General features: G+C 71.3%; 23 protein-coding genes. 11 read left to right on the forward strand and 12 right to left on the reverse strand.

The window, feature by feature from the left end:
• Nucleotides 1-103 precede the first annotated feature (103 nt).
• Together BXA03_RS08625 and BXA03_RS08630 are read right to left on the reverse strand one after the other, a co-directional pair.
• Nucleotides 104-1447: a lyase family protein gene (locus BXA03_RS08625; protein ID WP_076506185.1), complete on the reverse strand. Its 1344-nt coding sequence runs from the start codon at nucleotides 1445-1447 to the stop codon at nucleotides 104-106.
• 22 nt (nucleotides 1448-1469) lie between these two features.
• The gene (locus BXA03_RS08630) at nucleotides 1470-2477 is read right to left on the reverse strand and encodes a Bug family tripartite tricarboxylate transporter substrate binding protein (protein WP_076506188.1); all 1008 of its coding nucleotides are present in this window, start codon (nucleotides 2475-2477) and stop codon (nucleotides 1470-1472) included.
• Between the two features lie 118 nt (nucleotides 2478-2595).
• Here BXA03_RS08630 and BXA03_RS08635 point away from each other — a divergent pair, with 118 nt between their 5' ends.
• Together BXA03_RS08635 and BXA03_RS08640 are read left to right on the forward strand one after the other, a co-directional pair.
• Nucleotides 2596-3573, forward strand: a complete 978-nt coding sequence (locus tag BXA03_RS08635; protein ID WP_076506191.1) for a LysR family transcriptional regulator — start codon at nucleotides 2596-2598, stop codon at nucleotides 3571-3573.
• 100 nt (nucleotides 3574-3673) lie between these two features.
• The gene (locus BXA03_RS08640) at nucleotides 3674-5098 is read left to right on the forward strand and encodes a diguanylate cyclase domain-containing protein (protein WP_076506193.1); all 1425 of its coding nucleotides are present in this window, start codon (nucleotides 3674-3676) and stop codon (nucleotides 5096-5098) included.
• Here BXA03_RS08640 and BXA03_RS08645 read toward each other — a convergent pair.
• Genes BXA03_RS08645 through BXA03_RS08660 form a run of 4 tightly spaced genes read right to left on the reverse strand, consistent with a single transcriptional unit; the run spans nucleotide 5060 to nucleotide 7586 of the window.
• On the reverse strand, nucleotides 5060-5575 hold the full coding sequence (locus BXA03_RS08645) for a DoxX family protein (RefSeq protein WP_234983635.1): 516 nt from the start codon (nucleotides 5573-5575) through the stop codon (nucleotides 5060-5062). The genes BXA03_RS08640 and BXA03_RS08645 overlap by 39 nt on opposite strands.
• Nucleotides 5572-6423, reverse strand: a complete 852-nt coding sequence (locus tag BXA03_RS08650; RefSeq protein ID WP_083715970.1) for an HvfC/BufC N-terminal domain-containing protein — start codon at nucleotides 6421-6423, stop codon at nucleotides 5572-5574. The genes BXA03_RS08645 and BXA03_RS08650 overlap by 4 nt, the downstream gene beginning before the upstream one ends.
• Entirely contained in the window at nucleotides 6420-7274 is an 855-nt protein-coding gene (locus tag BXA03_RS08655) for an MNIO family bufferin maturase (protein ID WP_076506196.1), read from the reverse strand. Before BXA03_RS08655 ends, BXA03_RS08650 begins: the two co-directional genes overlap by 4 nt.
• A 21-nt stretch (nucleotides 7275-7295) precedes the next feature.
• A complete protein-coding gene (locus BXA03_RS08660; protein ID WP_076506199.1) occupies nucleotides 7296-7586 on the reverse strand; it encodes a BufA1 family periplasmic bufferin-type metallophore in 291 nt (96 codons plus the stop codon).
• 177 nt (nucleotides 7587-7763) lie between these two features.
• On the opposite strand from BXA03_RS08660, the gene BXA03_RS08665 reads away from it, so the two are divergent.
• Both BXA03_RS08665 and BXA03_RS08670 read left to right on the forward strand, forming a co-directional pair.
• Complete coding sequence (locus tag BXA03_RS08665) at nucleotides 7764-8321, forward strand: sigma-70 family RNA polymerase sigma factor (RefSeq protein ID WP_076506202.1); 558 nt, start codon at nucleotides 7764-7766, stop codon at nucleotides 8319-8321.
• Nucleotides 8318-8959, forward strand: a complete 642-nt coding sequence (locus BXA03_RS08670) for a DUF1109 domain-containing protein (RefSeq protein WP_076506204.1) — start codon at nucleotides 8318-8320, stop codon at nucleotides 8957-8959. The genes BXA03_RS08665 and BXA03_RS08670 overlap by 4 nt, the downstream gene beginning before the upstream one ends.
• Nucleotides 8960-8965: 6 nt before the next feature.
• On the opposite strand, the gene BXA03_RS08675 is transcribed toward BXA03_RS08670, so the two are convergent.
• From BXA03_RS08675 to tcuA, 4 genes are all read right to left on the reverse strand, one after another.
• The gene (locus BXA03_RS08675; protein ID WP_076506207.1) at nucleotides 8966-9922 is read right to left on the reverse strand and encodes a LysR substrate-binding domain-containing protein; all 957 of its coding nucleotides are present in this window, start codon (nucleotides 9920-9922) and stop codon (nucleotides 8966-8968) included.
• 67 nt (nucleotides 9923-9989) lie between these two features.
• Nucleotides 9990-10988 (reverse strand): Bug family tripartite tricarboxylate transporter substrate binding protein, encoded by a 999-nt coding sequence (locus BXA03_RS08680; protein ID WP_083716001.1) that lies wholly within the window; start codon nucleotides 10986-10988, stop codon nucleotides 9990-9992.
• Nucleotides 10989-11029: 41 nt separating this feature from the next.
• The gene (gene tcuB / locus BXA03_RS08685; protein ID WP_076506210.1) at nucleotides 11030-12211 is read right to left on the reverse strand and encodes a tricarballylate utilization 4Fe-4S protein TcuB; all 1182 of its coding nucleotides are present in this window, start codon (nucleotides 12209-12211) and stop codon (nucleotides 11030-11032) included.
• On the reverse strand, nucleotides 12198-13658 hold the full coding sequence (gene tcuA, locus BXA03_RS08690; protein ID WP_076506212.1) for an FAD-dependent tricarballylate dehydrogenase TcuA: 1461 nt from the start codon (nucleotides 13656-13658) through the stop codon (nucleotides 12198-12200). Before tcuA ends, tcuB begins: the two co-directional genes overlap by 14 nt.
• A gap of 1042 nt (nucleotides 13659-14700) precedes the next feature.
• On the opposite strand from tcuA, the gene BXA03_RS27145 reads away from it, so the two are divergent.
• The 7 genes from BXA03_RS27145 to BXA03_RS08725 all read left to right on the forward strand — a co-directional run bounded on the left by BXA03_RS27145 (nucleotide 14701) and on the right by BXA03_RS08725 (nucleotide 22540).
• Entirely contained in the window at nucleotides 14701-17040 is a 2340-nt protein-coding gene (locus tag BXA03_RS27145) for a bifunctional salicylyl-CoA 5-hydroxylase/oxidoreductase (protein WP_076506215.1), read from the forward strand.
• Entirely contained in the window at nucleotides 17037-17807 is a 771-nt protein-coding gene (locus tag BXA03_RS27150; RefSeq protein WP_076506218.1) for an SDR family NAD(P)-dependent oxidoreductase, read from the forward strand. The genes BXA03_RS27145 and BXA03_RS27150 overlap by 4 nt, the downstream gene beginning before the upstream one ends.
• Before the next feature lie 52 nt (nucleotides 17808-17859).
• Complete coding sequence (locus BXA03_RS08705; RefSeq protein ID WP_076506220.1) at nucleotides 17860-18720, forward strand: enoyl-CoA hydratase family protein; 861 nt, start codon at nucleotides 17860-17862, stop codon at nucleotides 18718-18720.
• 89 nt (nucleotides 18721-18809) lie between these two features.
• On the forward strand, nucleotides 18810-19973 hold the full coding sequence (locus BXA03_RS08710; protein WP_076506223.1) for an acyl-CoA dehydrogenase family protein: 1164 nt from the start codon (nucleotides 18810-18812) through the stop codon (nucleotides 19971-19973).
• Nucleotides 19974-19995: 22 nt separating this feature from the next.
• Nucleotides 19996-21639, forward strand: a complete 1644-nt coding sequence (locus BXA03_RS08715) for an AMP-binding protein (RefSeq protein WP_076506226.1) — start codon at nucleotides 19996-19998, stop codon at nucleotides 21637-21639.
• On the forward strand, nucleotides 21639-22118 hold the full coding sequence (locus BXA03_RS08720; RefSeq protein WP_369822408.1) for an acyl-CoA thioesterase: 480 nt from the start codon (nucleotides 21639-21641) through the stop codon (nucleotides 22116-22118). Before BXA03_RS08715 ends, BXA03_RS08720 begins: the two co-directional genes overlap by 1 nt.
• 29 nt (nucleotides 22119-22147) lie before the next feature.
• The gene (locus tag BXA03_RS08725) at nucleotides 22148-22540 is read left to right on the forward strand and encodes a RidA family protein (RefSeq protein WP_076506228.1); all 393 of its coding nucleotides are present in this window, start codon (nucleotides 22148-22150) and stop codon (nucleotides 22538-22540) included.
• Between the two features lie 187 nt (nucleotides 22541-22727).
• Here the strand turns inward: BXA03_RS08725 and BXA03_RS08730 are convergent, their stop codons facing one another.
• Both BXA03_RS08730 and BXA03_RS08735 read right to left on the reverse strand, forming a co-directional pair.
• Nucleotides 22728-23081 (reverse strand): hypothetical protein, encoded by a 354-nt coding sequence (locus tag BXA03_RS08730; protein ID WP_076506230.1) that lies wholly within the window; start codon nucleotides 23079-23081, stop codon nucleotides 22728-22730.
• Nucleotides 23082-23335: 254 nt separating this feature from the next.
• Nucleotides 23336-23938, reverse strand: a complete 603-nt coding sequence (locus BXA03_RS08735) for a DUF4337 domain-containing protein (protein ID WP_076506233.1) — start codon at nucleotides 23936-23938, stop codon at nucleotides 23336-23338.
• Nucleotides 23939-23975: the final 37 nt, after the last annotated feature.

Consider the following 23975-nt stretch of genomic DNA (forward strand, 5'->3'; position numbering starts at 1 on the left):
CGATCCTAGGTTCGGCCCCCACCCCCGACAAGCGCATCCCTGTGAAACCATCGTTGCGTTTGGCGCAAACGAATGCCCATCCACCCGCGCGGGATCACCGCATTCAGCCCGCTGCGCGCGGCGTCCGCGGGTGCACCCGCGCCACGGCCGCGTCGGCGATCGCCACCGCCTGGCCCAGGTGGCTTGTGGCGTCGAACAGGCCCGGCAGTTCGGCCAGCAGCGGCGCCAGCGTGGCATCGGCCTGGGCCGCCTGCTGCAGCGAGCAGCCCTGCGCCTGCGCGGTGCGGGTGAGCTGCTTCATCTTCTCGTGCGCGGTGTGCTTGCCCAGGTGGCCGGCCAGGGCGAAGGTGATGGCTTCCGACAGCACCAGGCCCCGGCTGCGCGCGAGGTTGGCGGCCATGTTCTGCGGCATGACGACCAGCACGTCCAGCAGTTGCTGGAGCGTCGCCAGCAGGTCGGCCATGCCGACGCACATGTCGCGCAGCACCTCGCCATGCTGGGCCGAGTCGCGCTCGTACACGATGCCGATCCACGCCAGCAGCGGCTGCAGACGCGCGCTCACTTCCCGCGAACGCGACACCACCTCGATGCTCAGCGAGGGGTTGCTCTTGTGCGGCATCGTCGAGGAGCCGACCGCGCCCGTGGCCTCCCGCAGCTCGTCCAGGTCGTCGCCGCACAGCAGGAAGATCTCCTGGCCGACGTGGCCCGCGGTGGCGGCGGCCAGGGCCACCGCGCAACCGAACTCGGCGAAGCGGTCGCGGCTGCCCTTCCAGTCCACACCCTCGGGCGTGTCCAGGCCCAGCTCGGCCATCACCTCGCGTTCGATGGCGGGGCCGGCGTCGCCGAAGGATGCATAGGTGCCCACGGCCCCGCTCAGGATGCCGGTGCGGTAGCGGGCCAGCCAGCCCTGCAGCCGTTCGATGCTGCGGCCATGCTCGGCGAGCCAGGTCGCCACCTTCATGCCGAAGGTGAAGGGCAGGGCGTGGCGGCCCAGCGTACGCGCCACCATGGGCGTGGCGCGGTGTTCGGCGGCGATGGCGGCCATTCGCTCTTCGATGCCGCGCATCTGTGCCACCAGCTGCGCACCGGCCGCCTGCAGTTGCTGCACCAGCACCGTGTTGAAGAGGTCGGCCGTGGTGGCCCCGTAGTGCAGCCACTCGCGGCTTTCAGGCGCCAGTTGCCCGCGCCAGGTGTCGAGGATGGCCACCAGGGGATGGCCCACCTGCGCACGCCGGCGGGCCCATTCGTCCTCGGGGAAGAAGGAGAGCTGCGCCTTGGCGGCCATGTCCTCGGCCGCGGCCTGCGGGATCAGTCCGCGCCGCGCCTGCACGCGGGCGAGCGCGGCCTCGAAGGCCAGGATGCCGGCCACGCTGGCGCGCGCCGAGAAGATCTGGCGCATTGCGGCGCCCTCGGGCGTGGCGCAGGCATCGTCGGACAGGCAGAGCAAGGCGGTCGTCCTCGGCGTGGGATCAGCGGTCGAGCTTCACCGTGGCGGCGAGCTTGCGGTAGCGGGCGTCTTCGCGGGTCATGAGCTCGCCGAACTGCACCGGCGTGCCCGGCTCCACCCGGAAGCCCAGCTTGGCCAGGCCATCGCGCACCTCGGGCTTGGCCAGGGTCTGCGTCAGGGCTGCATTCATGGTCGCGATCACGGCGGCCGGTGTCCTGGCCGGCGCCAGCACGCCCAGCCAGGCATCGGTGGTGAAGCCCTTGATCTCGCGGCCTTCGTTGATGGTGGCGATGTCCCTGGAACGCTCGTCGCGGTTCAGGCTCATCAGGCCGAGGGACTTCATCTTGCCCTCCTGGATGTAGCCGACGGCCGACGGCAGCGTCACCACGGCCAGGTCGACCTGGCCGCCCAGCAGGTCGGCGTTGAGCGGCGCGGCGCCCTTGTAGGGTACGGTGAGCCAGTCGACCTTGGCCTGGCTCGCCAGCAGGGCGGTGGCGACATGCTGCAGCGTGCCCAGGCCGGGCACGCCCACGTTCAGGGTGCCGGGCTTCTGGCGCGCCAGGGCCAGCAGCTCGTCGATGGTGTTGGCCGGCAGCTTCGGATTGGCCACCAGCACGAAGGGCGTCACGCCGATCTCGCCGATGGGCGCCAGGTCCTGGTGCCGGTAGGGCGTGCCGGCGGTGAAGATGGGTGCCAGCACCACGTCGTTGACGGTGCCGGCCAGCAGCGTGTAGCCATCGGGCGCTGCGCGCACCACTTTCTGCGCCGCGATGGCGCCCGAGGCGCCGGCCACGTTGTCCACCACCACGGTCTGTCCGAGCGTCTGACCGAGGTGCTGCGCCACCAGTCGCGTGGCGGTGTCGGTGGCGCCGCCGGCCGGAAAAGGCACCACCAGGCTGATCGGCTTGGCCGGATAGGTCTGGGCGGCGGCCAGGCTGCCGGTGAGCGCCAGCGCGGCGCCGAGGGCGGCGCGGGCAAGAAGGGCACGGCGGGCGAGCCCGGCTCGGACGCAAGGGCGGAAGGTCTGCATGCGGTCGTCTCCGGCGGTGTGTTGTGCGGCGGATTCTTGGCGCGCGATGTCCAGGCAGCAACCCACGACTGGGCCTAAGCTATAGGGCTGCCCTATGGGTGCTCCAACACGCGCTGCCATGTCCATCTCTTCCGCCGACGCCCCTGCCGCCCTGGCCCGCCGGCTGCTGCACTACGTCCGCCCGCGCCAGTTGCAGCTGGTGGTGCGCATGGCCGAGCTGGGCGCCATGCAGAAGGCCGCCGCCGACCTGGGCATGAGCCAGCCCTCGGCCACCGAGGCGCTCAACCGGGTCGAGGCGCTGCTGGACCTGACGCTCTTCGACCGCCACGCCCGCGGCGTGCGCCTCACGCCCGAAGGTGCGCTGCTGCTGCCCGCCCTCAAGCGGGCCCTGGCGGCCATCGACCTGCTGGCCGGCGACGCGGCCCGCATCGCGGGCGGCGCGAGCGGCCTGGTGCGCATCGCCGGCATCGCCGCGGCCAGCACCGCCGTGGCGGCGCCCGCGCTGCCGGCGATGTGCGCGGCGCAGCCCGCGCTGTGGATCGACTACCGCGAGATCGAGGCCGCCGACATCGCGGCCCTGCTGCACGAACGCGCCGCGGACCTGGTGCTGTGCCGCGCCTCGGTGCAGGTGCCCGACGGCCACCGGTTCACGCCGCTGCGGCCCGACCGCATCGGCCTCTATTGCGGCAGCGGCCATCCGCTTGCGCGGCTGCGGCGCCCGACGCTGGAGCGCTGCGCCCGGGAGACCTGGCTGCTGCCGCCCGAGGGTTCGCCTCCGCATGCGGCCTTCGCCGCGCTGTGCGAGCGGCTCGGCAGCAGCCCGGCGGTGGCGCGCGTGAGCACGCGCACGATGGCGCTCAGCGTCGCGCTGGTGTGCGAGCTCGGCCTGCTCTACGTGGGCCTGGGCAGCCACATGGACCGCTTCGTCGCGTCGGGCCGGCTGCACCGGCTGCCCATCGACGTGCCCGGCGCACCGGCACCTATCGGCTGCCTGCATCCGCAGCCGCCTGCCTCGGAGGCGGCGGCCACGGTGCTGGCGCACCTGGTGCGGTGGGGTGGGGGCGAGGGGCAGGCGGCCGGAGCCGGTGCGCCCTAGCGCCGGGCACCTGACGGCCGGCGGCTGAGGGTCCTGACCTACCCGGGCGGCGCAAGGCCTCCGCTAGCATCGATCGGCCGATCACTGGAGGACCCGCCTCTTGCCCAGCACTTTCCACGACACCATCCCCGGCATGACCGAGGCGGGCCGCCTGCGGGCCCTCGCCGAACTGCAGATCATGGACACGCCGCCCGAGGCGGCCTTCGACGACATCGCCTGGCTGGCGGCGTCGATCTGCCAGGTGCCGATCGCCCTGGTGACGCTGCTCGACGGCGAGCGGCAGTGGTTCAAGGCCCGCTGCGGCATCGACTTCGACAGCACGCCCCGCCACGAGGCCTTCTGCACCCATGCCATCGCGCAGTCCGAGCTGCTGGAGGTGCGGGACATGCGCGCGGACCCGCGCTTCGCCGGTTATCCGTCGGTCGTGGGCGCGCCGCATCTGCGCTTCTATGCGGGCATGCCGCTCGTCGGCATCGAGGGCTGGCGCTATGGCACCTTGTGCGTCATGGACCGCAAGACCCGCACGCTCAACGAGACACAGCGCAGTTCCCTGCGCCGGCTGGCCGCGCGGGCCGCCGACCTGCTGGAGAACCGCCGTCTGCGCATCCTGGGCGAGAGCCGGGCCGCCGCCATCGGCGAGTTGCTCGAAGCCTTGCCCGACGGTGTGGTCACCTGCGACGGCGGCGGCACGCTGCAGGAATTCAACAAGACCGCCCGCGAGTGGCACGGTGTGGACCCGCGCGCCCTGCCACCGACGCAGTGGCCGGCCTATTTCGGCCTGTGCGAGCCCGACGGCCGCACGCTGCTGGAGCCGCAGCGGGTGCCGCTGGCGCGCGCCTATGCGGGCGAGAAGGTGCGTGGTCAGGCCATCGTGATCCGCACGCCGGGCATGGAGCCGCGCACCGTCAGCTGCAATGCGAGCCCGCTGCTCGCGCCCGATGGGCACAGCCTGGGCGCCGTGTGCACCATGCACGACATCACTGCGCACGCGCGCGACTCGCGGCAGATGGAAATGCTGGCGATGACCGATTCGCTGACCGGCCTGCCCAACCGCCATGCCTGGTTCGCCGAGCTGGACCGGGCGCTCGCCCGCGCCCGCCGTGCCGGACAGCCGGTGGTGGTCGCCTTCATCGACCTGAACGGCTTCAAGGGCATCAACGACGCGCATGGCCACGGGATCGGTGACCAGGTGCTGCAGGAATGCGCCCTGCGCCTTCAGACCAGCTGCCGCAAGGGGGACTATCTGGCGCGGCTGTCGGGCGACGAGTTCGTGCTCTTCCTCGACCATGCCAATCCGGCCTCACAGGATCTGGCGGTGGTCGCACAGCGCATCCAGGCGGCGCTGCAGGCGCCGCTGCAGGTCGGGCGCCTCGTGCTCACGGTCGGCTGCAGCATCGGCTTCGCCACCGCGCCCGCCGACCGGGCCGAGCCGGATGCCCTGCTGCAACAGGCCGATGCCGCCATGTACCGCGCCAAGCGCGACAAGTCATTGCCGTTCGCGGTGGTCGACGCCAGCGCGCCCTGAGGGCGTCGCCTGCGCCGCCCGGCGGCGCTGCAGCAGCCCGTCGACGGACCAGCGGCCGCCGCCCTGGACCAGCAGGTACAGCAGCAGGCCCGCCCACGACAGGTGCGTGGGCCAGGCCGACGGGTACACGAAGAGCTGGATCACCAGCGTCATGCCCAGCAGACCGAGCGCCGGCAACCGTGTGAGAAGGCCCAGGGCCAGCAGCACGGGCAGCACGTGCTCGGCGGTGGCCGCCATCTGCGCGGCCAGCTCGGGTGGGATCAGCGGCAGCCGGTATTCGGTGCGGAACAGCTCGTAGGCGCTGTCGTTGATGTGGAACCATCCGTCGACCTTGGTGCGGCCCGACTGCCAGAAGATGGCGGCGATGGCCATGCGGTCGACCAGGGCCAGCGCGTCGTGCCAGGCGGGGCGGCGGCCGAAGGCCGAGAGGCGTGCGCTGAGGGTGGCAACCGGAGGGGGCAGGGGGGTGGCGTTCATGCTTCGTTCGTCCATGGAGGGTCGAGACACAGCACCTGCCAGCCGAGCAGCTGGCCGATGAGCGCGCCGATGGCGCAGCCGGGGTCGGCGGTGAGGGCCTGCGCGCTGGCGTCGAGCAGCGTCCGGCCCTCTGCGCAGGCGTCGAGGAAGGCGCAGCCCGCGCGGTCCAGCGCATGCCACTCGACCGCCTCGCCGGGCCGAAGGAGCAGGGCGCCGTCCGGCATGCCGGGCAGCAGCGCGGACAGCGCAGCGGCATCGGCCTGCGAGCGCGCGGCCTGCCAGATCGCGAAGGCCGGCAGATCGGCGTGCCAGGCCCAGCGGGCCGAAGGCAGGGGCCTCAGCCGCAGCTGCCCCAGGGCATCGTGCGGCAGGGCGGCCAGGGCACTGGCGCCCACCGGCTGCGCATCGGCCGCCTGGTGGGCCTCGAGCCACAGGCGGTCGAGACGGCACACCGCACGCAGCCAGGGCAGGCCCGCCGTGGACGGCAGCTCCGCCAGGAAGTCGGGCAGGCCCTCGCCATAGCGCAGCAGGCTGGCGTCGGTCGGCAGGTCGTGCCGCAGGTATTCGGCCGCGGCACTGCGCAGCCAATCCTCGCCCACGAGATGGGCGGTGGCCGGATGGTTGGCGACCAGCGCCTCGATGCACGCGCGGCGCCAGCCGTTGCGGTAGACGGCCAGACCCGGCTGGCCGGCCAGCGGCCCTTGGGCCTCGGGTGCGAGCAGGGCGGCATGCAGCAGGCGCTCGAAGTCTGCCGCGGGGTCGGGCGCTGGCGACCCCTGCAACACGGCGCCGGCCGGACCGGTGTGCTCCGCGACTGCAGTCGGCACGAATGCGGGCCGGGCGCTCATGCGAGGACCTCGGGCAGGGCGGCCTCGTCCAGGCATCGCTGGGCCCGGGTGCGCTCGGCCATCAGGTCGGTGAACGCGGGCACGTCCTCATCCCGTTCAAGCAGCACGGGACGCGGGCCATGCCGGTGCAGAAACTGCGTCAGCAGGGTCCACACCTCGGGCGCCACGGCGCGGTCGTGCGTGTCCACGAGCAGGGCTTCGCCACGCACCGGATCGGGCGCATGGCCGGCGATGTGCAGCTCCATCACCGCCTGGGCCGGAAAGGCGTCGACATAGGCCCATGCGTCCTGCCCGAGGTTGCGACAGGAGACCTGCACGTTGTTCAGGTCCAGCAGCAGACCGCAGCCGGTGCGGGTCACCAGTTCGGCCAGGAAGTCGGCCTCGGGCCAGGCGTGGCCGTCCAGGCGCAGGTAGTGCGACGGGTTCTCGATGGCCAGGCGCCGGCCCAGCGTCTGCTGCACCTCGTCTACGCGCGCGGCCAGACGCGAGAGGGCGGCGTCGGTGCGCAGCACCGGCAGCAGGTCGGGCAGGTAGCGGCCACCCATGCGCGACCACGCCAGGTGCTCCGAGACGAGCACCGGCCGCAGCCGGTCGACCAGGGCGCGGAAGCGCCGCAGGTGCGGCCGGTCGAGCGGCTCGGTGCCGCCCAGCGACATCGCCACGCCATGCAGCGACAGCGGATGCCGCGCGCCGATGCGCTCAAGCCAAGCCAGGCGCGGGCCGCCGTCGACCAGGTAGTTCTCGGGATGGACCTCGAACCACAGGCCCTCGACGTCGGCGGCCAGCGCGGCGTCGAAGTGCTGCGGCTTGAGGCCGAGGCCCGCGCCGGGCGTGGACGTTGCAGGGTGCATGGCGATGCGGCGCCCGGACGATCAGGACTTCATCGGCGTCAGCGAGCCCATGCCCTTGGGCGTCTTCATGCTGGTGCAGGTGCCGGCGGGCACGTTCTTCCAGGCGTTGGCCTGGTAGTCGACCTTGGAGGTGCCGGCGCAGGTGGTGCCGGGGCCGGCAGCGCAGTCGTTCTTGCCGGCCATCGCCACGCCGTAGCACTTCTCCATCTTGGCCATGGTGTCGGCGGGCTTGCTGTCCTGGGCATGGGCGATGCCGCCGGCCAGGGCGGCGAGCAGGAAGGCGGCGGAGGCGAGGGGACGGGTCGAGTTCATGGTGAAGGCTCCTGAATGGAAGGGGTTGGAAGCGGCCACCGCCATCGCGGCGACCGCTGGTTAATTCAGCCCGGCCACGTCGCGGGTTACGTGGCCGGCACAATCGCCCGCAAAAAATAAAGTCCCGGCGCGTGTAACCCGCGTGCCGGCTGCGGCGAACTGAGAGAGGCTTTCCGAATGAGTACCGCCGAAGCCCACCTGCGCACGCTGTTCCTTCGTGGACTCGATGGCGATGCCGCTGCCTACCGCCAGTTCCTGTCGGAGCTGGCGGCGCACCTGCGCGCCTTTCTGCGGCGGCGGCTGTTCGGCTGGCCCGACGACGTCGAGGACCTGGTCCAGGAGTGCCTTCTTGCCATGCACAACCAGCGACACACCTACCTGCGCGACCATCCGGTGACGGCCTGGGCGCACGCCATCGCGCGCCACAAGCTGATCGACCACCTGCGCCAGAAGTCCTCGCGCGAGGCGCTGCACGAGCCACTGGACGATGCGCTCGAACTGGTCGCCGATTCGGATACCGACGCCCAGGAGGCGCGTCGCGACCTGCTGGTGCTGCTGGACACGCTGCCCGACCGCCACCGCCTGCCCATCGTGCACACCAAGCTGCAGGGCCTGTCGGTGGCCGAGACGGCGCAGCTGACCGGCATGTCCGAATCGGCCGTGAAGGTGGGTGTGCACCGCGGCCTCAAGGCCCTGGCCGCCCGGCTCGGCATCGACAAGGAGGCCGCTGCATGAAGACCGACGATCTGGTGAACCTGCTGGCGCAGGACGCGGCGCCGGTGCCCGCCGGCACCGCGTCGCGCCGCCTGTGGCTGGCGCTGGCGTGCAGCCTGCCCCTGTCGCTGCTGCTCATGCAGGCGGGCTATGGGGTGCGCGGCGACCTCTGGCGCGTGATGGCGCTGCCCATGCTGTGGGTCAAGCTGGCCGTGTCGCTGTGCGTGGCCGTCGCCGGGCTGCTGATGGTGCGGCGTCTGGCCAGCCCCGGCGTGCGTCCGGGCCGGGCCGGCTGGCTGGCCGTGGTGGCCGTCGGGCTGCTGTGGGCGCTGGCCGTGTGGCGCTGGATCGACATGCCGCAGCCCGTGCGCATGCCCGCGCTGATGGGCCAGACCTGGCGCACCTGCGTGGTCAACATCGGCCTGATCGGGCTGCCCGTGTTCGTGGCCGCCTTCTGGATGCTGCGCGGCATGGCCGCCACGCGGCCGCGCCGGGCGGGGGCCGCGGCCGGCCTGCTGGCGGGCGGCGCGGGCGCGACCGTGTACGCGCTGCACTGCCCCGAGCTGACCGCACCCTTCCTGGCCACCTGGTACGTGCTCGGGATGTTGCTGCCGGTGGCTGCCGGCGCCGCGCTGGGTCCGCGGCTGCTGCGCTGGTGAAGAAGTTCAGACGAGCGTGACGCCCGCCCAGCGCCCGTCCTCGACCAGCGCGCGCACGCTGTCGCGCATGACGCCACGCGCCGCCAGCACGGCCGGCGCCAGCTCTTCGTCGGCCCGGCTGCACAGCAGGTTGACTCGGCGGGCCACCGGCGCGTCCAGCCGCGCGTGGTGGAAGCGCCGGTCGGCATCCGGATAGCGGCCGAGCGCCGCCCAGGGCTGCAGCGTGGCGCCCAGGCCCGCATCCACGGCGGCCATCACCATCGCCAGCGAATCCACCTCCAGCGCCACCTGCGGCGCGATGCCTGCGCGGTCGAATGCGGCGTCGATGGCACTGCGCAGCCCGTGGGGGCCGGTGGGCAGGATCAGCGGCTCGGTGCGCAGCGCCTCGATGTCCACCTGCGGCGGCAGGGCGGGCTGGCCGATCGAGCGGATCAGGAACAGGGCTTCTTCCATCAGCGGCAGCACCTGCCAGCCGCGGCCCGCGCCGCCCGCCGGCTCGTGCAGCGCCAGGGCGTCGGGCCGGTGGCCGAAGAGGATGGCGAGGTCCAGCTCCCGGGCGCGCAGCATGGCCGCCAGGTGGCCCGACATGCCCTCGACCATGTGCAGCCGCACTTCGGGGTAGCGCTCGCGCATGGCCTGCATCAGCGGCAGGCCGAGCAGCGCCGAGGTGGTGGGCGCCAGCCCGATGCTGACGCTGCCCGACAGCCGTGCCTGCTGCGCCGAACGCACCGCCTGTTCGGCATGGCGCAAGGTCAGCTTGGCCTCGTGGAAGAAGGCCAGCCCGGCCTCGGTGGGCGTGACGCCCTGCGGCGTGCGCTGCAGAAGCCGCGTGGCCAGTTCGCCTTCGAGGCGCGAGACCTGCTGGCTGAGCGCGGACTGCACCACGTCCAGTTCCAGGGCGGCGCGGCTCATCGAGCCGGCCTCGACGATGCGGACGAAGTAACGCAGCTGGCGCAGTTCCATGGGCCGCGATTGTCCTCAGCGGCCGGGCCGCCGTCGCCCGGTCATGCCAGAGGCTGCCTGCCGCCCCTCATTCCGCCGTCAGCTTGCGCGCCTGCGCGATGGCGCCCCACTGGTCGTACTCCTTGCGCATGAAGGCCGCGAACTCGGCGCGCGTGGTGGGCTGGGGCGTGAGGCCGTGCTTGGTGAGGGCCTCGCTCACGCCCGGGTCGTTCAGCACCTTGACGATCTCGCGGTTCCAGCCGTCGAGGATGGGCGCGGGCGTCTTGCCCGGCGCGACGAAGGCATACCAGTTGAGTGCCTCGAAGCCCGGGTAGCCCGACTCCGCCATGGTCGGGATGTTGGGCAGGTAGGCCGGTCGCTTGAGGCTGGTGGTGGCCAGCGGGATCAGCGTGCCCGCTTCCACATGCGGCATGGCCGTGGGCGGCGCCGCGAAGTACGAGGCGATGCGCTCGCCCAGCAGGTCCTGCAGCGCCGGGGCGCCGCCCTTGTAGGGCACGTGCACCATGTTCACGCCGGCGCGCTGGTTGAACAGCTCGCCCGCCAGATGCGAGGCCGAGCCCGCGCCGGTGGAGGCGAAGTCAATGCTCTTGCGCTTGGCGAGCGCGACGAACTCCTGCAGGTTGTGCACGCCCAGGCCCTTGTGCACCACCAGCACGTTGGGAAAGTACACGCCGCCCGAGACGGGCGCCAGGTCCTTGAAGGGGTCGTAGCTCAGCTTCATCAGGTGCGGCGCGATGGTGAGCGGCCCGACCGAGCCGAAGAGCAGCACCGTACCGTCGGTGCGCTGGCCGGCCACGTACTGGTGCGCGATGTTGCCGCCGGCGCCCGCCTTGTTGTCCACGATGACGGGCTGGCCGATGTTCTCGGCCAGCTTCTTGGCGATCAGCCGCGCGGCGGCGTCTGCCGCGCCGCCGGGCGCGAAGCCGACCACCAGGGTGACCGACTTGCGGGGCGGAAAGTCCTGCGCCTGGGCGGTCGAATGGAGGGCGGGTAGCAGCGCGGCGCCGCCCAGGGCGGTGCAGGCGATGCGCGCCAGCAGGGCGCGGCGGTGGGTGGAAGTCGTCATGGTGTCTCCGAGCAGGGTCTGGAAAGGGGAAGGCGCGGGCGTCATTCGCCGCCGGCCGCGGCCGGGTTGGGCAGCCGCTTCTCGACGGCAAAGCGCAGCAGCGCGGCGCTGCGGAAGATGCCGTGGGCGAACTTGCCGTAGGGCAGGGTGGCGAACAGCGCCATCACCGCGCCCAGGTGCAGGCACAGGGTGAGCGGCATGGCGGCGCTGCCGCGCGCCAGCCACAGGGCGAGGCCGCTGGCGCTGGTGAGGAACAGCAGCGCGATGAAGCCGCGGTCCATCGGCCGCTGGGCCGCATCGCCATGCATCGGATGGCGCCGCAGGTGCAGCCAGCCCAGGCCGGCGCTGCCGGCCATCAGCATCACGCCGCCCACGGCGCCCAGCAGCTTGGGCAGGCTGGGCAGGTCGTAGGGCGCGGGCAGCCCCAGCGCGTAGTGGTAGAGCGTCGCCACCGACGTGGCCGCGAAGCACAGCAGGAACCCGTAGAAGGTCAGGTGGTGGAAACGCCGCCGCGCCAGGGTGGGGCCGTCGTCGGCCTCGTGGCAGCCCTCGCCGTGGCCGCCGTCCAGGTAACGCAATTGCGCGATGTCGCCGGCCGCCTCGGCACCTGCCGGGCCGCTCACCGCCACCGCGCCGGTGACCGGCGTCACGGCCCGCCAGAAGCGGCGCACGCCCAGGGCCAGCGCCAGCACCGCGAACAGGAACACGGGCGCGAACAGGCCCACCATCAGGTTGTGGGGGAACAGGTCGTAGAAATTTCCACCCGCCGGCATGGCCCGCCACAGCCCGCCCTTCAGGGCCACGGCCAGCGCCAGGAACAGCCCCAGGCCCAGTGCCAGGGCCACCGACAGCGTGAGTCCGTTGCGCTCGTACAGCCGGCCGAGCGCCGGCGGCCAGGCGTAGTCCTGGTAGGTGCGAGCCCGCACCCGTGCCATGGCCTGCGGCACGTTGACCGCGAAGGCATGCGGCGGTGCGTACTGGCAGGCATGCAGGCAGGCGCCGCAGTTGTGGCAGAGGTTGGCCAGGTAGTGCACGTCGGCCACCGGAAAGGCCAGCCGCCGCGTCATGGCCGGAAAGACGGCGCAGAAGCCTTCGCAGTAGCGGCAGGCATTGCAGATCTGCAGCTGGCGGGCGACCTCGTCCTCGGCCGCGGTGGAGGCCGGCACCACCTCGCCCAGCGCCAGCTGCCGGGCCTCCTTGACCATGGCATCAAGCGCTTGCATGGGCGTTCTTCTCCTTGTCGTCGGCGATCACGTTCGCCAGGGTGCAGAGGGGTTGCTGCCGGGCGGCCAGGGCCGCGTTCCGCCCGGCGATGCGGCCGAAGGCCGTGCCGATGCTCATGCCCACGCCGGCCGTGTAGCCCTTGCCCAGCACGTTGCCGGCCATCATTTCGCCGGCCACGAAGAGGTTGGCGCTGGCCGCGCCGCCGAAGCGCACGGCGGCGGTGTCGTCGGTCTGCAGGCCCAGGTAGGTGAAGGTCACGCCCGGGCGCACCGCATAGCCGTAGAAGGGCGCCTGCACGATGGGCCGGGCCCAATGCGTCTTGGCGGGCGCCAGGCCTTCGGTGTGGCAGTCGTCCAGTACCGTGTGGTCGAAGCGGCCCACGCGGCAGGCGTCGTTGTAGGCCTCAAGCGTCTGCATGAAGGTGTCGATCGGCAGGCCCAGCTGGGCGGCCAGCTCGGGCAGGCTGTCGGCCTTCACGCCCGGGAACACCGGCGGCATGAAGCGGCCGATGGCCTGGCTGTCGATGATCGAGTAGCCGATCTGCCCCGGCTGCATGGCCACGAGGCGGCCCCAGATGGCGTAGCGCTTGGGCCAGAAGTCCTCGCCCTCGTCGTAGAAGCGTTCGCCCTCGCGGTTGACCACCACGCCCAGCGACACGCAGTCGATGCGGGTGCAGATGCCGCCGTCGTACAGCGGCGCGCGGGCATCGATGGCCACCATGTGGGCCTGGGTCGGATCGCCGATGCGGTCGGCGCCGTGGGCCTCCAGCAGGTGGCGCAGCAGCACGCCCTGGTTGAAGGCGGTGCCGCGGATCAGGAAGTTGTCGGAGGGAAACTCGCCGCGCGCATTGCGGCCCCAGGCCTCGCGTAGCCAGTCGCGGTTGGACTCGAAGCCTCCCGCCGCCAGCACGCAGCTGCGGGCGGCGATGCGTTCGCCGGCCACGGTGTGCGCGGCGACGAAGCGACCGTCGGCATCGATCTCCAGCCGGTCGACCGGCGCCTCGTAGCGCACCTGCACGCCCAGGGCCTCGGCGCTGCGGTAGTAGGCATTGACCAGCGCCTTGCCGCCGCCCATGAAGAAGGCGTTGGTGCGCGCCACGTGCAGCGCGCCCGACAGTGGCGGCTGGAAGTGCACGCCGTGGCGGCGCATCCAGGGCCGGCAGTGGCCCGAATGGCGGATCGCCAGCCGCGCCAGCGGCTCCTGCGTCTGGCCGCCGGTGACCTTGAGCAGGTCCTGCCAGAACTCCTCTTCCGGGTAGGCCTCGACCAGCACGTCCTGCGGCGCATCGTGCATGCAGCGCAGGTTGCGGGTGTGGGCCGAATTGCCGCCGCGCCAGGCGCGGGGCGCGGACTCCAGCAGCAGCACGCTGGCGCCGGCCTCGCGCGCCATCAGCGCGGCGCACAGCGCGGCATTGCCGCCGCCGATGACGAGCACGTCGGGTTGCATCGTGGGACTGTCTCTTCCTTGGAGTGGGTCTTCCTGGCCTCGGGGGCGGGCCGGACGAGGCGCACTGTAGGAATCGGAACGTCCGCGGTGCAGGGGGGTGCGGTCATGGGGGTATCACGCTGACAGATGGCTTGCGTATGCTGGGGCAGTGTGGGCTCATGTCGGCGGCGAGGCCGGCTCGGAGGGGCGTCTGGGGTGCGCGCCAGTGCCGGGCCCAGGGTGCGCGGGCTCATACGGGGTCGGTCGGCCCTGCGGGCCGACTCCGCTGCGGTGCTCGGATGGACGGGCACGCGGCAGAACTCGCTACGCGCTCACGCGCTGCGCTCAGACAACTGCCGCGAGTCAGATCACGAAGCAGGCCTGTCCTTCGGCAGGCCTGCAGCCCGTCCATCCTGCGCTCCTCGCCGACCCCGAAATCGCCCACGCACCCTGGGCCCGGCACCGGCGCGTGGAAGCTGGCGTCGTGCATCCCGGCCTGACTGTCCGCGGGTTAACACGCTCTCCGCGCGATTCCCTTCCTCTTGCCGGCTTCCCATCCTCTCGGCCTGCCCCCCAACCGTTCGGGCTGAGCCTGTCGAAGCCAGAGCAAGCGCTGGGGCAAAGCCCTTCGACGAGCTCAGGGCGAACGGCTCCATTGACCGGCATTGCACGAGGGAGTCGCCGCGCACAGCACCAATGCCGGCCGATCAACCGCAATGCAGGCCCTGGTGCCGGTGAGGGCGTGGCGGCGCGCCTGTGGGGCGCCGAGGAGCGCAGGGCGGACGGGCTGCGGGCCTGCCGAAGGACAGGCCCGCTTCGTGAACTGACTCGCGGCGTTTGTTTGAGCGCAGCGCGAAGCGCGTAGCGAGTTCTGCCGCGGCCCGTGTGCCCGAGCACCGGAGGGAAGTCGGCGCGCAGCGCCGACCGCCCCACTGAAGCGCCGACGCGCCCTCACCGGCGCCAGGGCCGGACCACCGCACCTCCCTGCCGGCCCCCATTTGCTTGACAACTAAACTAATTGCGGAGGAGACTCCACCCCAAGCCATCGCAAAGGAGCCTTTCCATGAACATCGTCTGCATCGGCGGCGGGCCGGCCGGCCTGTACTTCGCACTGCTGATGAAGAAGCACAACCCCGGTCACCAGGTGACCGTGGTCGAGCGCAACAAGCCTTACGACACCTTCGGCTGGGGCGTGGTCTTCTCGGACGCGACCATGGAGAACATGCGCGCCTGCGACCGCGAGACGGCCGACGAGATCGAGCAGGCCTTCAACCACTGGGACGACATCGAGCTGCTGTTCAAGGGCCGGCGCATCCGCTCGGGCGGCCACGGCTTCGTGGGCATCGGCCGCAAGAAGCTGCTGAACATCCTGCAGGCGCGCTGCGAGGCGCTGGGCGTCAACCTGGTGTTCGAGACCGAGGCCGGCAGCGACGCCGACTATCCCGACGCCGACCTCATCATCGCCAGCGACGGCGTCAACTCGCGCATCCGCGGCAAGTACGCTGATGTCTTCAAGCCGGACGTCGTGACGCGGCCCAACCGCTTCATCTGGCTGGGCACCAACAAGGTCTACGAGGCCTTCACCTTCGACTTCCAGCGCACCGAGCACGGCTGGTTCCAGGCCCACATCTACAAGTTCGACGACACCACGTCGACCTTCATCGTCGAGACCACCGAGGACACCTGGAAGGCCCATGGCCTGGACCAGGCCGACCAGCAGCAGTCCATCGACTTCTGCGAAAAGATCTTTGCCGGCGACCTGCAGGGTGCCAAGCTGATGACCAACGCGCGGCACCTGCGCGGCTCGGCCTGGATCAACTTCCAGCGCGTGGTCTGCGAGCAATGGTCGCTGCAGAACGAGCACGGCAGCCATGTGGTGCTGATGGGCGACGCGGTGCACACGGCGCACTTCGCCATCGGCTCCGGCACCAAGCTGGCCATCGAGGACGCCATCGAGCTGGCCCGTCTGTTTGCGGCCCGGGGCGATACCCGCGAGCACATCCCCGAGGTACTCAAGGCCTACCAGGAAGCCCGCCGCGTGGAGACGCTGCGCATCCAGAACGCGGCCTGGAACGCCATGGAATGGTTCGAGGTCTGCGGCAAGCGCTATTGCGACCAGCTGGAGCCCGAGCAGTTCATGTACTCGATGCTCACGCGCAGCCAGCGCATCAGCCACGAGAACCTGCGCCTGCGCGACCGCGGCTGGCTCGAGGGCTACGAGCGCTGGTTCGCGCAGCGCGCCGACGTGCCCGTGCCCGAGGGCAGGACGCCACCGCCTCCCATGTTCACGCCCTACACGGTGCGCGGCGTCACGCTCAAGAACCGCATCGTGGTCTCGCCCATGGCGCAGTACTCGGCGGTGGACGGTGTGGCCGGCGACTACCACCTGGTGCACCTGGGCGCGCGCGCCATGGGTGGCGCCGGCCTGGTCTTCGCCGAGATGACCTGCGTGAGCCCCGAGGGTCGCATCACCCCCGGCTGCCCGGGCCTGTACAAGCCCGAGCACACGGTGGCCTTCAAGCGCATCGCGGACTGGATCCATGCCAACACCGATGCGAAGTTCGCCATCCAGATCGGCCATGCCGGGGCCAAGGCCTCCACCCGCCTGGCCTGGGACGGCATCGACCAGCCGCTGGAGTCGGGCAACTGGCCGCTGCTGTCGGCCTCGCCGCAGCAGTACCTGGAGGGCGTGAGCCAGCTGTCGCGTGGCATGACGCACGAGGACATGGCCGAGGTGAAGGCGCAGTTCGTCGCATCCACCCGCGCCGCCGCCGAAGCCGGCGCCGACTGGCTGGAGCTGCACTGCGCGCACGGCTACCTGCTGTCGAGCTTCATCTCGCCGCTGACCAACCAGCGCACCGACGAGTACGGCGGTTCGCTCGAAAACCGTCTGCGCTATCCGCTAGAGGTGTTCGCCGCCGTGCGCGCCGCCTGGCCCGCCGACAAGCCGATCTCGGTGCGCATCTCGGCGCACGACTGGGTGGAAGGCGGTATCACGCCGGAAGACGCCGTCGCCATCGCCAAGGCCTTCAAGGCTGCAGGCGCGGACATGATCGACTGCTCCTCGGGCCAGGTGAGCAAGAAGGAAAAGCCGGTCTACGGCCGCATGTTCCAGACGCCCTTCGCCGACCGCATCCGGCAGGAGGCGGGTATCCCCACCATCGCCGTGGGCGCGATCAGCGAGGCCGACCATGCCAACAGCATCCTGGCCGCCGGCCGCGCCGACCTGTGCGCGGTGGCGCGTCCGCACCTGGCCAACCCGGCCTGGACGCTGACCGAGGCCGCCAAGATCGGCTACACGGCCATCTCGTGGCCCAGGCAGTACCGCTCGGCCAAGCCGCAGATGGAAGCCAACTTCGCCCGCGAGAAGGCCCAGGCCGAGGCCGCGGGGGCCGCCAAGTGAGCGGCGCCGCGGGCCCGCACCATGCACTGGTGACCGGTGGCGGGCGCGGCATCGGCGCCGCAGTCGCGCGGCGCCTGGTGGCCGAGGGCTGGCAGGTGACGGTGCTGGGCCGCAGCGCCGAGGCCGTGCAGGCCGTGGCGGCGGAGGATGCCGAGCACCTGTTCGCCGTCAGCGCCGACGTGGCCGACGCCGAGGCGGTGGCCGCCGCACTGACCCAGGCCGAAGGCCGCTTCGGCCCGGTGGCCGCCCTTGTCAACAACGCCGGCCAGGCCGAGAGCGCGCCCTTCCACAAGATGGACATGGCCCTGTGGCAGCGCATGCTGGCGGTCAATCTGACCGGCACCATGGTCTGCAGCCAGGCCGTGCTGCCCGGCATGCTGGCGGCGGGATGGGGCCGCATCGTCAACGTGGCGAGCACGGCGGGGCAGGTGGGCTATGCCTACGTGTCGGCCTACTGCGCGGCCAAGCACGGCGTGGTGGGGCTCACGCGCTCGCTCGCGCTGGAGCTGGCCACCAAGGGCATCACGGTCAACGCCGTGTGCCCGGGCTACACCGAGACCGACATCGTGCGCCAGAGCATCGAGCGCGTGGTCGCCAAGACCGGTCGCAGCCCCGAGGCCGCGCGGGCCGAATTCGTCAAGAGCAATCCGCAGGGCCGCCTGGTGCAGCCCGACGAGGTGGCCGACGCCGTCGCCTGGCTGTGCGGCCAGGGCGCGGGCGCCGTGACCGGCCAATCCATTTCCGTGGCGGGCGGCGAGGTCATATGACCGCGCCTTCGCCTTCCACCCCCCAACGCAGACAGCAAAGAACGGAGACCGCATGAGCGACAGCATTCCCCGCGTGGACCCGGCCCTGGTGGCCGGCAACCAGCGCCCCCTGGCCGGCTACGAGGCCAAGCACTTTCTCTGGTCGGTGAAGGACGGCGTGGCCACCGTCGTGCTCGACCGCCCCGAGCGCAAGAACCCGCTCACCTTCGACAGCTATGCCGAGCTGCGCGACCTGTTCCACCAGCTCAAGTGGGCCGACGACGTGAAGGCGGTGGTGCTCGCCGGTTCCGGCGGCAACTTCTGCTCCGGCGGCGACGTGCACGAGATCATCGGCCCGCTGGTGCGGCTGAAGGCGCCCGAGCTGCTGATGTTCACCCGCATGACCGGCGAGCTGGTCAAGACCATGCGCGCCTGCCCGCAGCCCATCGTGGCCGCCATCGATGGCGTGTGCGCCGGCGCCGGCGCCATCCTGGCCATGGCCTCGGACCTGCGCCTGGGCACGGCCCGCAGCAAGACCGCCTTCCTGTTCAACCGCGTCGGTCTGGCCGGCTGCGACATGGGCGCCTGCGCCATGCTGCCGCGCATCGTGGGCCAGGGCCGCGCCAGCGAGCTGCTCTACACCGGCCGCAGCCTGGGCGGCGAGGAGGGCGAGCGCTGGGGCTTCTTCAACCGCCTGTGCGCGCCCGACGAGGTGCTGGCCGAGGCGCAGAAGCTGGCCGCCCAGCTGACCGAAGGGCCCAGCTTCGCCAACGGCATCACCAAGACCATGCTGCACCAGGAATGGGCCATGACCATCGAGCAAGCGATCGAGGCCGAGGCCCAGGCCCAGGCGCTGTGCATGCTGACGCAGGACTTCACGCGGGCCTACGAGGCCTTCGTCGCCAAGCAGAAGCCCGTCTTCGAGGGGAACTGACATGGACCCCCACGCTCATCACTTCGTGTATTCGCTGCCCCCCAAGGGGGCGCAGGCCTCCCTTGGGGCGGCCCGGCGGGAGTCCTGACATGGCCGACACCACCTACCTCGACTGGCCCTTCTTCGAGCCGCATCACCGCGAGCTGGCGCAGTCCGTGGACGCCTGGGCCGCGCAGAACATCTCGCAGGACCATGGCCACGACGTGGACGCCGAATGCCGCGCGCTGGTCAAGGCGCTGGGCGCGGGCGGCTGGCTGAAACATGCCGTCGGCGAATCGGCGCAGACCATGGACGCGCGGGCGATCTGCCTGATCCGCGAGACGCTGGCCCGCCACAGCGGCCTGGCCGACTTCGCCTTTGCGATGCAGGGCCTGGGCAGCGGCGCCATCAGCCTGCACGGCACGGCGGAGCAGCGCGAGCGCTACCTGACGCGCGTGGCCCGCGGCGAAGCCATCTCGGCCTTCGCCCTCTCCGAGCCCGAGGCCGGTTCCGACGTGGCGGCCATGCAGTGCAGCGCGCAGCAGGACGGCGAGCACTACGTGCTCGACGGCGAGAAGACTTGGATCTCCAACGGCGGCATCGCCGACTTCTACGTGGTGTTCGCGCGCACCGGCGAGGCGCCTGGCGCCCGCGGCATCAGCGCCTTCATCGTCGAGGCCGGCACGCCCGGCTTCGAGATCGCAGAGCGCATCGAGGTGATCGCGCCGCATCCGCTGGCGCGCCTGCGCTTCACCGGCTGCCGCGTGCCGGCCAGCCAGCGTGTGGGTGCGGCCGGCGAGGGCTTCAAGGTGGCGATGCGCACGCTCGACGTGTTCCGCACCTCGGTCGCCGCCGCCGCGCTGGGCTTTGCCCGCCGCGCGCTCGACGAGGCCCTGGCCCGCGCCACCACGCGCCGCATGTTCAACGGCGTGCTGGCCGACTTCCAGCTCACGCAGGCCAAGCTGGCGCAGATGGCCACCGCCATCGACAGCGCCGCGCTGCTGACCTACCGCGCCGCCTGGCGCCGCGACCGCGGCGAGCCGGTGACGAAGGACGCGGCCATGGCCAAGCTCACCGCCACCGAGAACGCGCAGCAGGTCATCGACGCCGCCGTGCAGATGTTCGGCGGCCTGGGCGTGGTGAGCGAGCAGCCGGTGGAGCGGCTCTACCGCGAGATCCGCGCCCTGCGCATCTACGAGGGCGCCACCGAGGTGCAGCAGTTGATCATCGCCCGCGAGCTGCTGCGCGAGGCCGGCGCGCCCAAGGCGGCCTGAACGCGCACGGCTGGAGACCGCCATGACCGCCAGCGCCCACGTCGACACCTTCGCGCGCGAGCACCTGCCGCCGCCCGAGCAGCAGCCGGAGTTCATCTTCGAGCTTCCCGAACTGCAGATGCCCGCGCGGCTGAACTGCGCCACCGAACTGCTGGACCGCCACGTGGCCGAAGGCCGCGGCGACCGGCCCTGCATCCTGGCGCCCGGCCTGCGCTGGACCTATGCCGAGCTGCAGGACAAGGCCAACCGCATCGCCAACGTGCTGGTCAAGCAGATGGGCCTGGTGCCGGGCAACCGCGTGCTGCTGCGCGCGCCCAACAACCCGATGCTCGCGGCCTGCTGGTTCGCGGTGATGAAGGCCGGCGGCATCGCCGTGGCCACCATGCCGCTGCTGCGCGCCAAGGAGCTGGTGCCCATCCTGGAGATCGGCCAGGTCACGCATGCGCTGTGCGACGTCGCCCTGGCCGAAGAGCTGGGCCTGGCCGCGCAGAAGACGGATGTGCTGAAACACGTCCGCCACTTCCATGCCGACGGGCCCGAGGGCCTGGAGGCCCTGATGGCCGAGGCCTCGCCCGTCTTCGACAACGTGGACACGGCCGCCGACGACACCTGCCTGTTCGGCTTCACCTCGGGCACCACCGGCGTGCCCAAGGCCACCATGCATTTCCATCGCGATGTGATGGCGGTGTGCCATTGCTGGCCGCCCCACCTGCTGCGCGCCACGGCCGACGATGTGTTCATCGGCAGCCCGCCGCTGGCCTTCACCTTCGGGCTGGGCGGGCTGGTGCTCTTTCCCATGCACGTGGGCGCCTCGACCGTGCTGCTGGAAAAAGCCGGCCCGGCGCAGCTGCTGCAGGGCATCCAGGACTTCGGTGCCACGGTGCTGTTCACCGCGCCCACCTCGTACCGGCTGCTGGCGGAGCAGGGCGCCGCCCTGCGCGCCACGCCGCTGCGCAAGTGCGTGTCGGCCGGCGAGGCGCTGCCCGCCACCACCCGCGCGCTGTGGAAGCAGGCCACCGGCATCGAGCTGATCGACGGCATCGGCTCCACGGAGCTGCTGCACATCTTCATCTCGCACGACGAGGCCACCGCGCGGCCCGGCGCCACGGGCAGGCCCGTGCCCGGCTATCGCGCCCGCATCGTGGACGAGGAAGGCCGCGAGTTGCCGCCCGGCACCGTGGGCCGGCTGGCGGTGCAGGGCCCCACGGGCTGCCGCTACCTGTCGGACCCGCGCCAGGCGCAGTACGTCCAGGGCGGCTGGAACCTCACGGGCGATGCCTACGTGATGGATGCCGACGGCTACTTCTTCTACCAGGCGCGCACCGACGACATGATCATCTCGGCCGGCTACAACATCGCCGCGCCCGAGGTGGAAGAGGCGCTGATGCAGCACCCGGCCGTGGCCGAATGCGCCGTCATCGGCGCGCCCGACGCCGACCGAGGCCAGATCGTGCAGGCCTTCGTGGTGCTGCGCGCCGGCCAGGGCGAGCCGGGCGACGCCATGGTGCGCACGCTGCAGGACTTCGTGAAGGCCACCGTGGCGCCCTACAAGTACCCACGCTCGGTGGTGTTCGTGGCGCAGCTGCCGCGCACGCAGACGGGCAAGCTGCAGCGCTTCGTGCTCAAGCAGGCGGCACAGGCGGCACCTGCAGGAGCGGCCTCGTGATCCGCGTCGCCACTCCTGCCGACCAGGGCGAGACCATCACCGACACGCCGCCGGGCCGCTTCGCGCGCACCCAGCTCATCCGCTTTTCGCACTGCGACCCGGCCGGCATCGTCTTCTTTCCCCAGTACCTGGTGATGTTCAACCAGCTCGTCGAGGACTGGTTCAACGACGGCCTCGACGTGAGCTACGCCGGCATGATCGCCGGCCGCCACATCGGCCTGCCCATCGTGCGGCTGGAGTGCGACTTCCGCGCCATCAGCCGCCTGGGCGACACCGTCGAGCTGGGCCTGGCGGTGGAGCGCGCGGGTGGCCGCTCGCTCACGCTGGCGCTCCAGTGCGCCGGCGCCGACGGCGAATTGCGCGTGGCCTCGCGGCAGGTGCTGGTGTTCACCAGCCTGCAGACGCACCGCGCCATCGACATCCCGCCGGACGTGCGCGAGGCGCTGGCGCGCTTCGCGGCCGATCCGGCCCTGAACTGAATCCCCCGTTTTTTCCGCAGGAGTCCCGCATGCAAGTTCTTCTTCCTCCCGGCTGGCCACGCCCCAAGGGCTATGCCAACGGCGTCACCGCCCGTGGCCGCATGGTCTTCGTGGCCGGCATGATCGGCTGGGATGCGCAGGGCGTGTTCCACACCGACGACCTGGGCGAGCAGGTGCGTCAGGCGCTGCAGAACATCGTGGAAGTGCTGCGCGAGGCCGGTGCCAGCCCCGAGCACATCGTGCGCATGACCTGGTACGTGACCGACAAGCGCGAATACGTGGCCGCCTATCCGGCCATCGGCAAGCACTTCCGCGAGCTGATCAACTGCTACAACGCCGCCATGACGGCGGTGGAGGTGTCGGCGCTGGTGGAGGACCGCGCCAAGGTGGAGATCGAGGTCACGGCGGTCGTGCCGGACTGAGCGTCCTCACGACCTCCGCGAAGCACAGAGCGGCCCGGCGCGGGCCGCTTTTTTTCTGTTCGGGCGGCTGCCGGCCCCCAAGCAAAAAGCCGACATGCTTTCGCATGCCGGCTTTCCGGTGGCCCGAAGGCGGCTGCCCGGCGTGCGGCCTGCTGACAACAGGCCGACGACGGACGGCAGTGGCTGATTACAGACCGGCCTTGCGGTAGACCGACAGGCTGCCCTGGGTGTACTGGGCCGGGATCGTGCTGTTCACGAAGGCGCGGGCATCCAGGCTGGCGGTGGGGTTGTGGGCAGCGGCCACGGCTTCGGCCTGCACGGCAGCGCGGCTGCGGGGAGCGGCCGGGGCCACGGCGACCTGCTGGCCGACGTATTCCAGGTTCTGCTCGGCGCGGGCAGCCTGCACGCCCTGGGCGTTCACTTCGGCGCGGCTCAGGGCCGACACGGGGGCGGTGACGCCTTGGTATTCCTCGGCGCTGGCGCCGGCAACGGCGGCGAACGACAGGGCGGCGAGGGCAATGATCTTCGAGGTCTTGGTCATGATTTTTCTCCTGTAGGCAGGTACTGCGTTGAACAGAGCTGGCAGGGCACCTGCCCCGCTGGCTTCGGGTCTGCGTTCAATCGCTGGCCCGTGAGATGAATTGTGCGCCTCGAATCTAGGGAAAACCCTTGTCTTTGACGAACGTCACGTTCACGCCAGCGAAACAATCGCGGCGCCATGACCTACGTCGTTGCATGTGTGGAACTATGGGCGAGCCATAGCGCCGGTGCCGCCGCCCGTCGTGAAGCGCTGCCTCAGACGTGGGCGAGGGCCAGGCCGCCGATGGCCAGTCCCAGCCCGGCGACGCCGAACATGCCCCACTCCAGCCAGCGCTTGCGGGTGAGCAGGGCGATGGCGGCCAGCGCGATGGACACCTGCAGCGCGGTGGTGGCCTGGGCCCAGCGGTGGTGCTCGTGCAGGGCGGCATCGGAGCGGTGGTCCCAGTCGTCGGCCTCCTTGTCCAGCTTCTGGGCGGCCAGCTGGATCTCGGCCTTCTCCTTGTCGTAGCGCGTCGCCTTTTCCTGCATGGCCGGCTTGCGGTCCTCGGGTGAGAGGTCTCGGGCGAACTCGGCCAGTGCCTGCTTGGTGCTCTTGGCCTGGTAGTAATTCCACTGGTTGGCGGCCTCGGTGCGCTTCATGCCGGCGTTGTTCTTGTAGAGGCCGGCATTGGCCTGCGTCAGCCCGCCCATGTAGGCAAAGATGGCGCCGACCGTGGCGATCACGGCGGTGAAGACGGCCACCTCGTTGGTGATGCTGCGCTGCTTCTTGGCGGCGGCGGCATGCTCGGCCTCGTGTTCGGCGGCATGCTGGAGTTCGTGGTCGTGCGGACCGTGGACGTGGAAACCGGAAGAGGACATGGCTGAAGGCGTGCGTTCTTGGAGGTATCGGCGCTGC

The organism is Pseudacidovorax sp. RU35E (assembly GCF_900156165.1).
Lineage (GTDB): Bacteria > Pseudomonadota > Gammaproteobacteria > Burkholderiales > Burkholderiaceae_C > Xenophilus.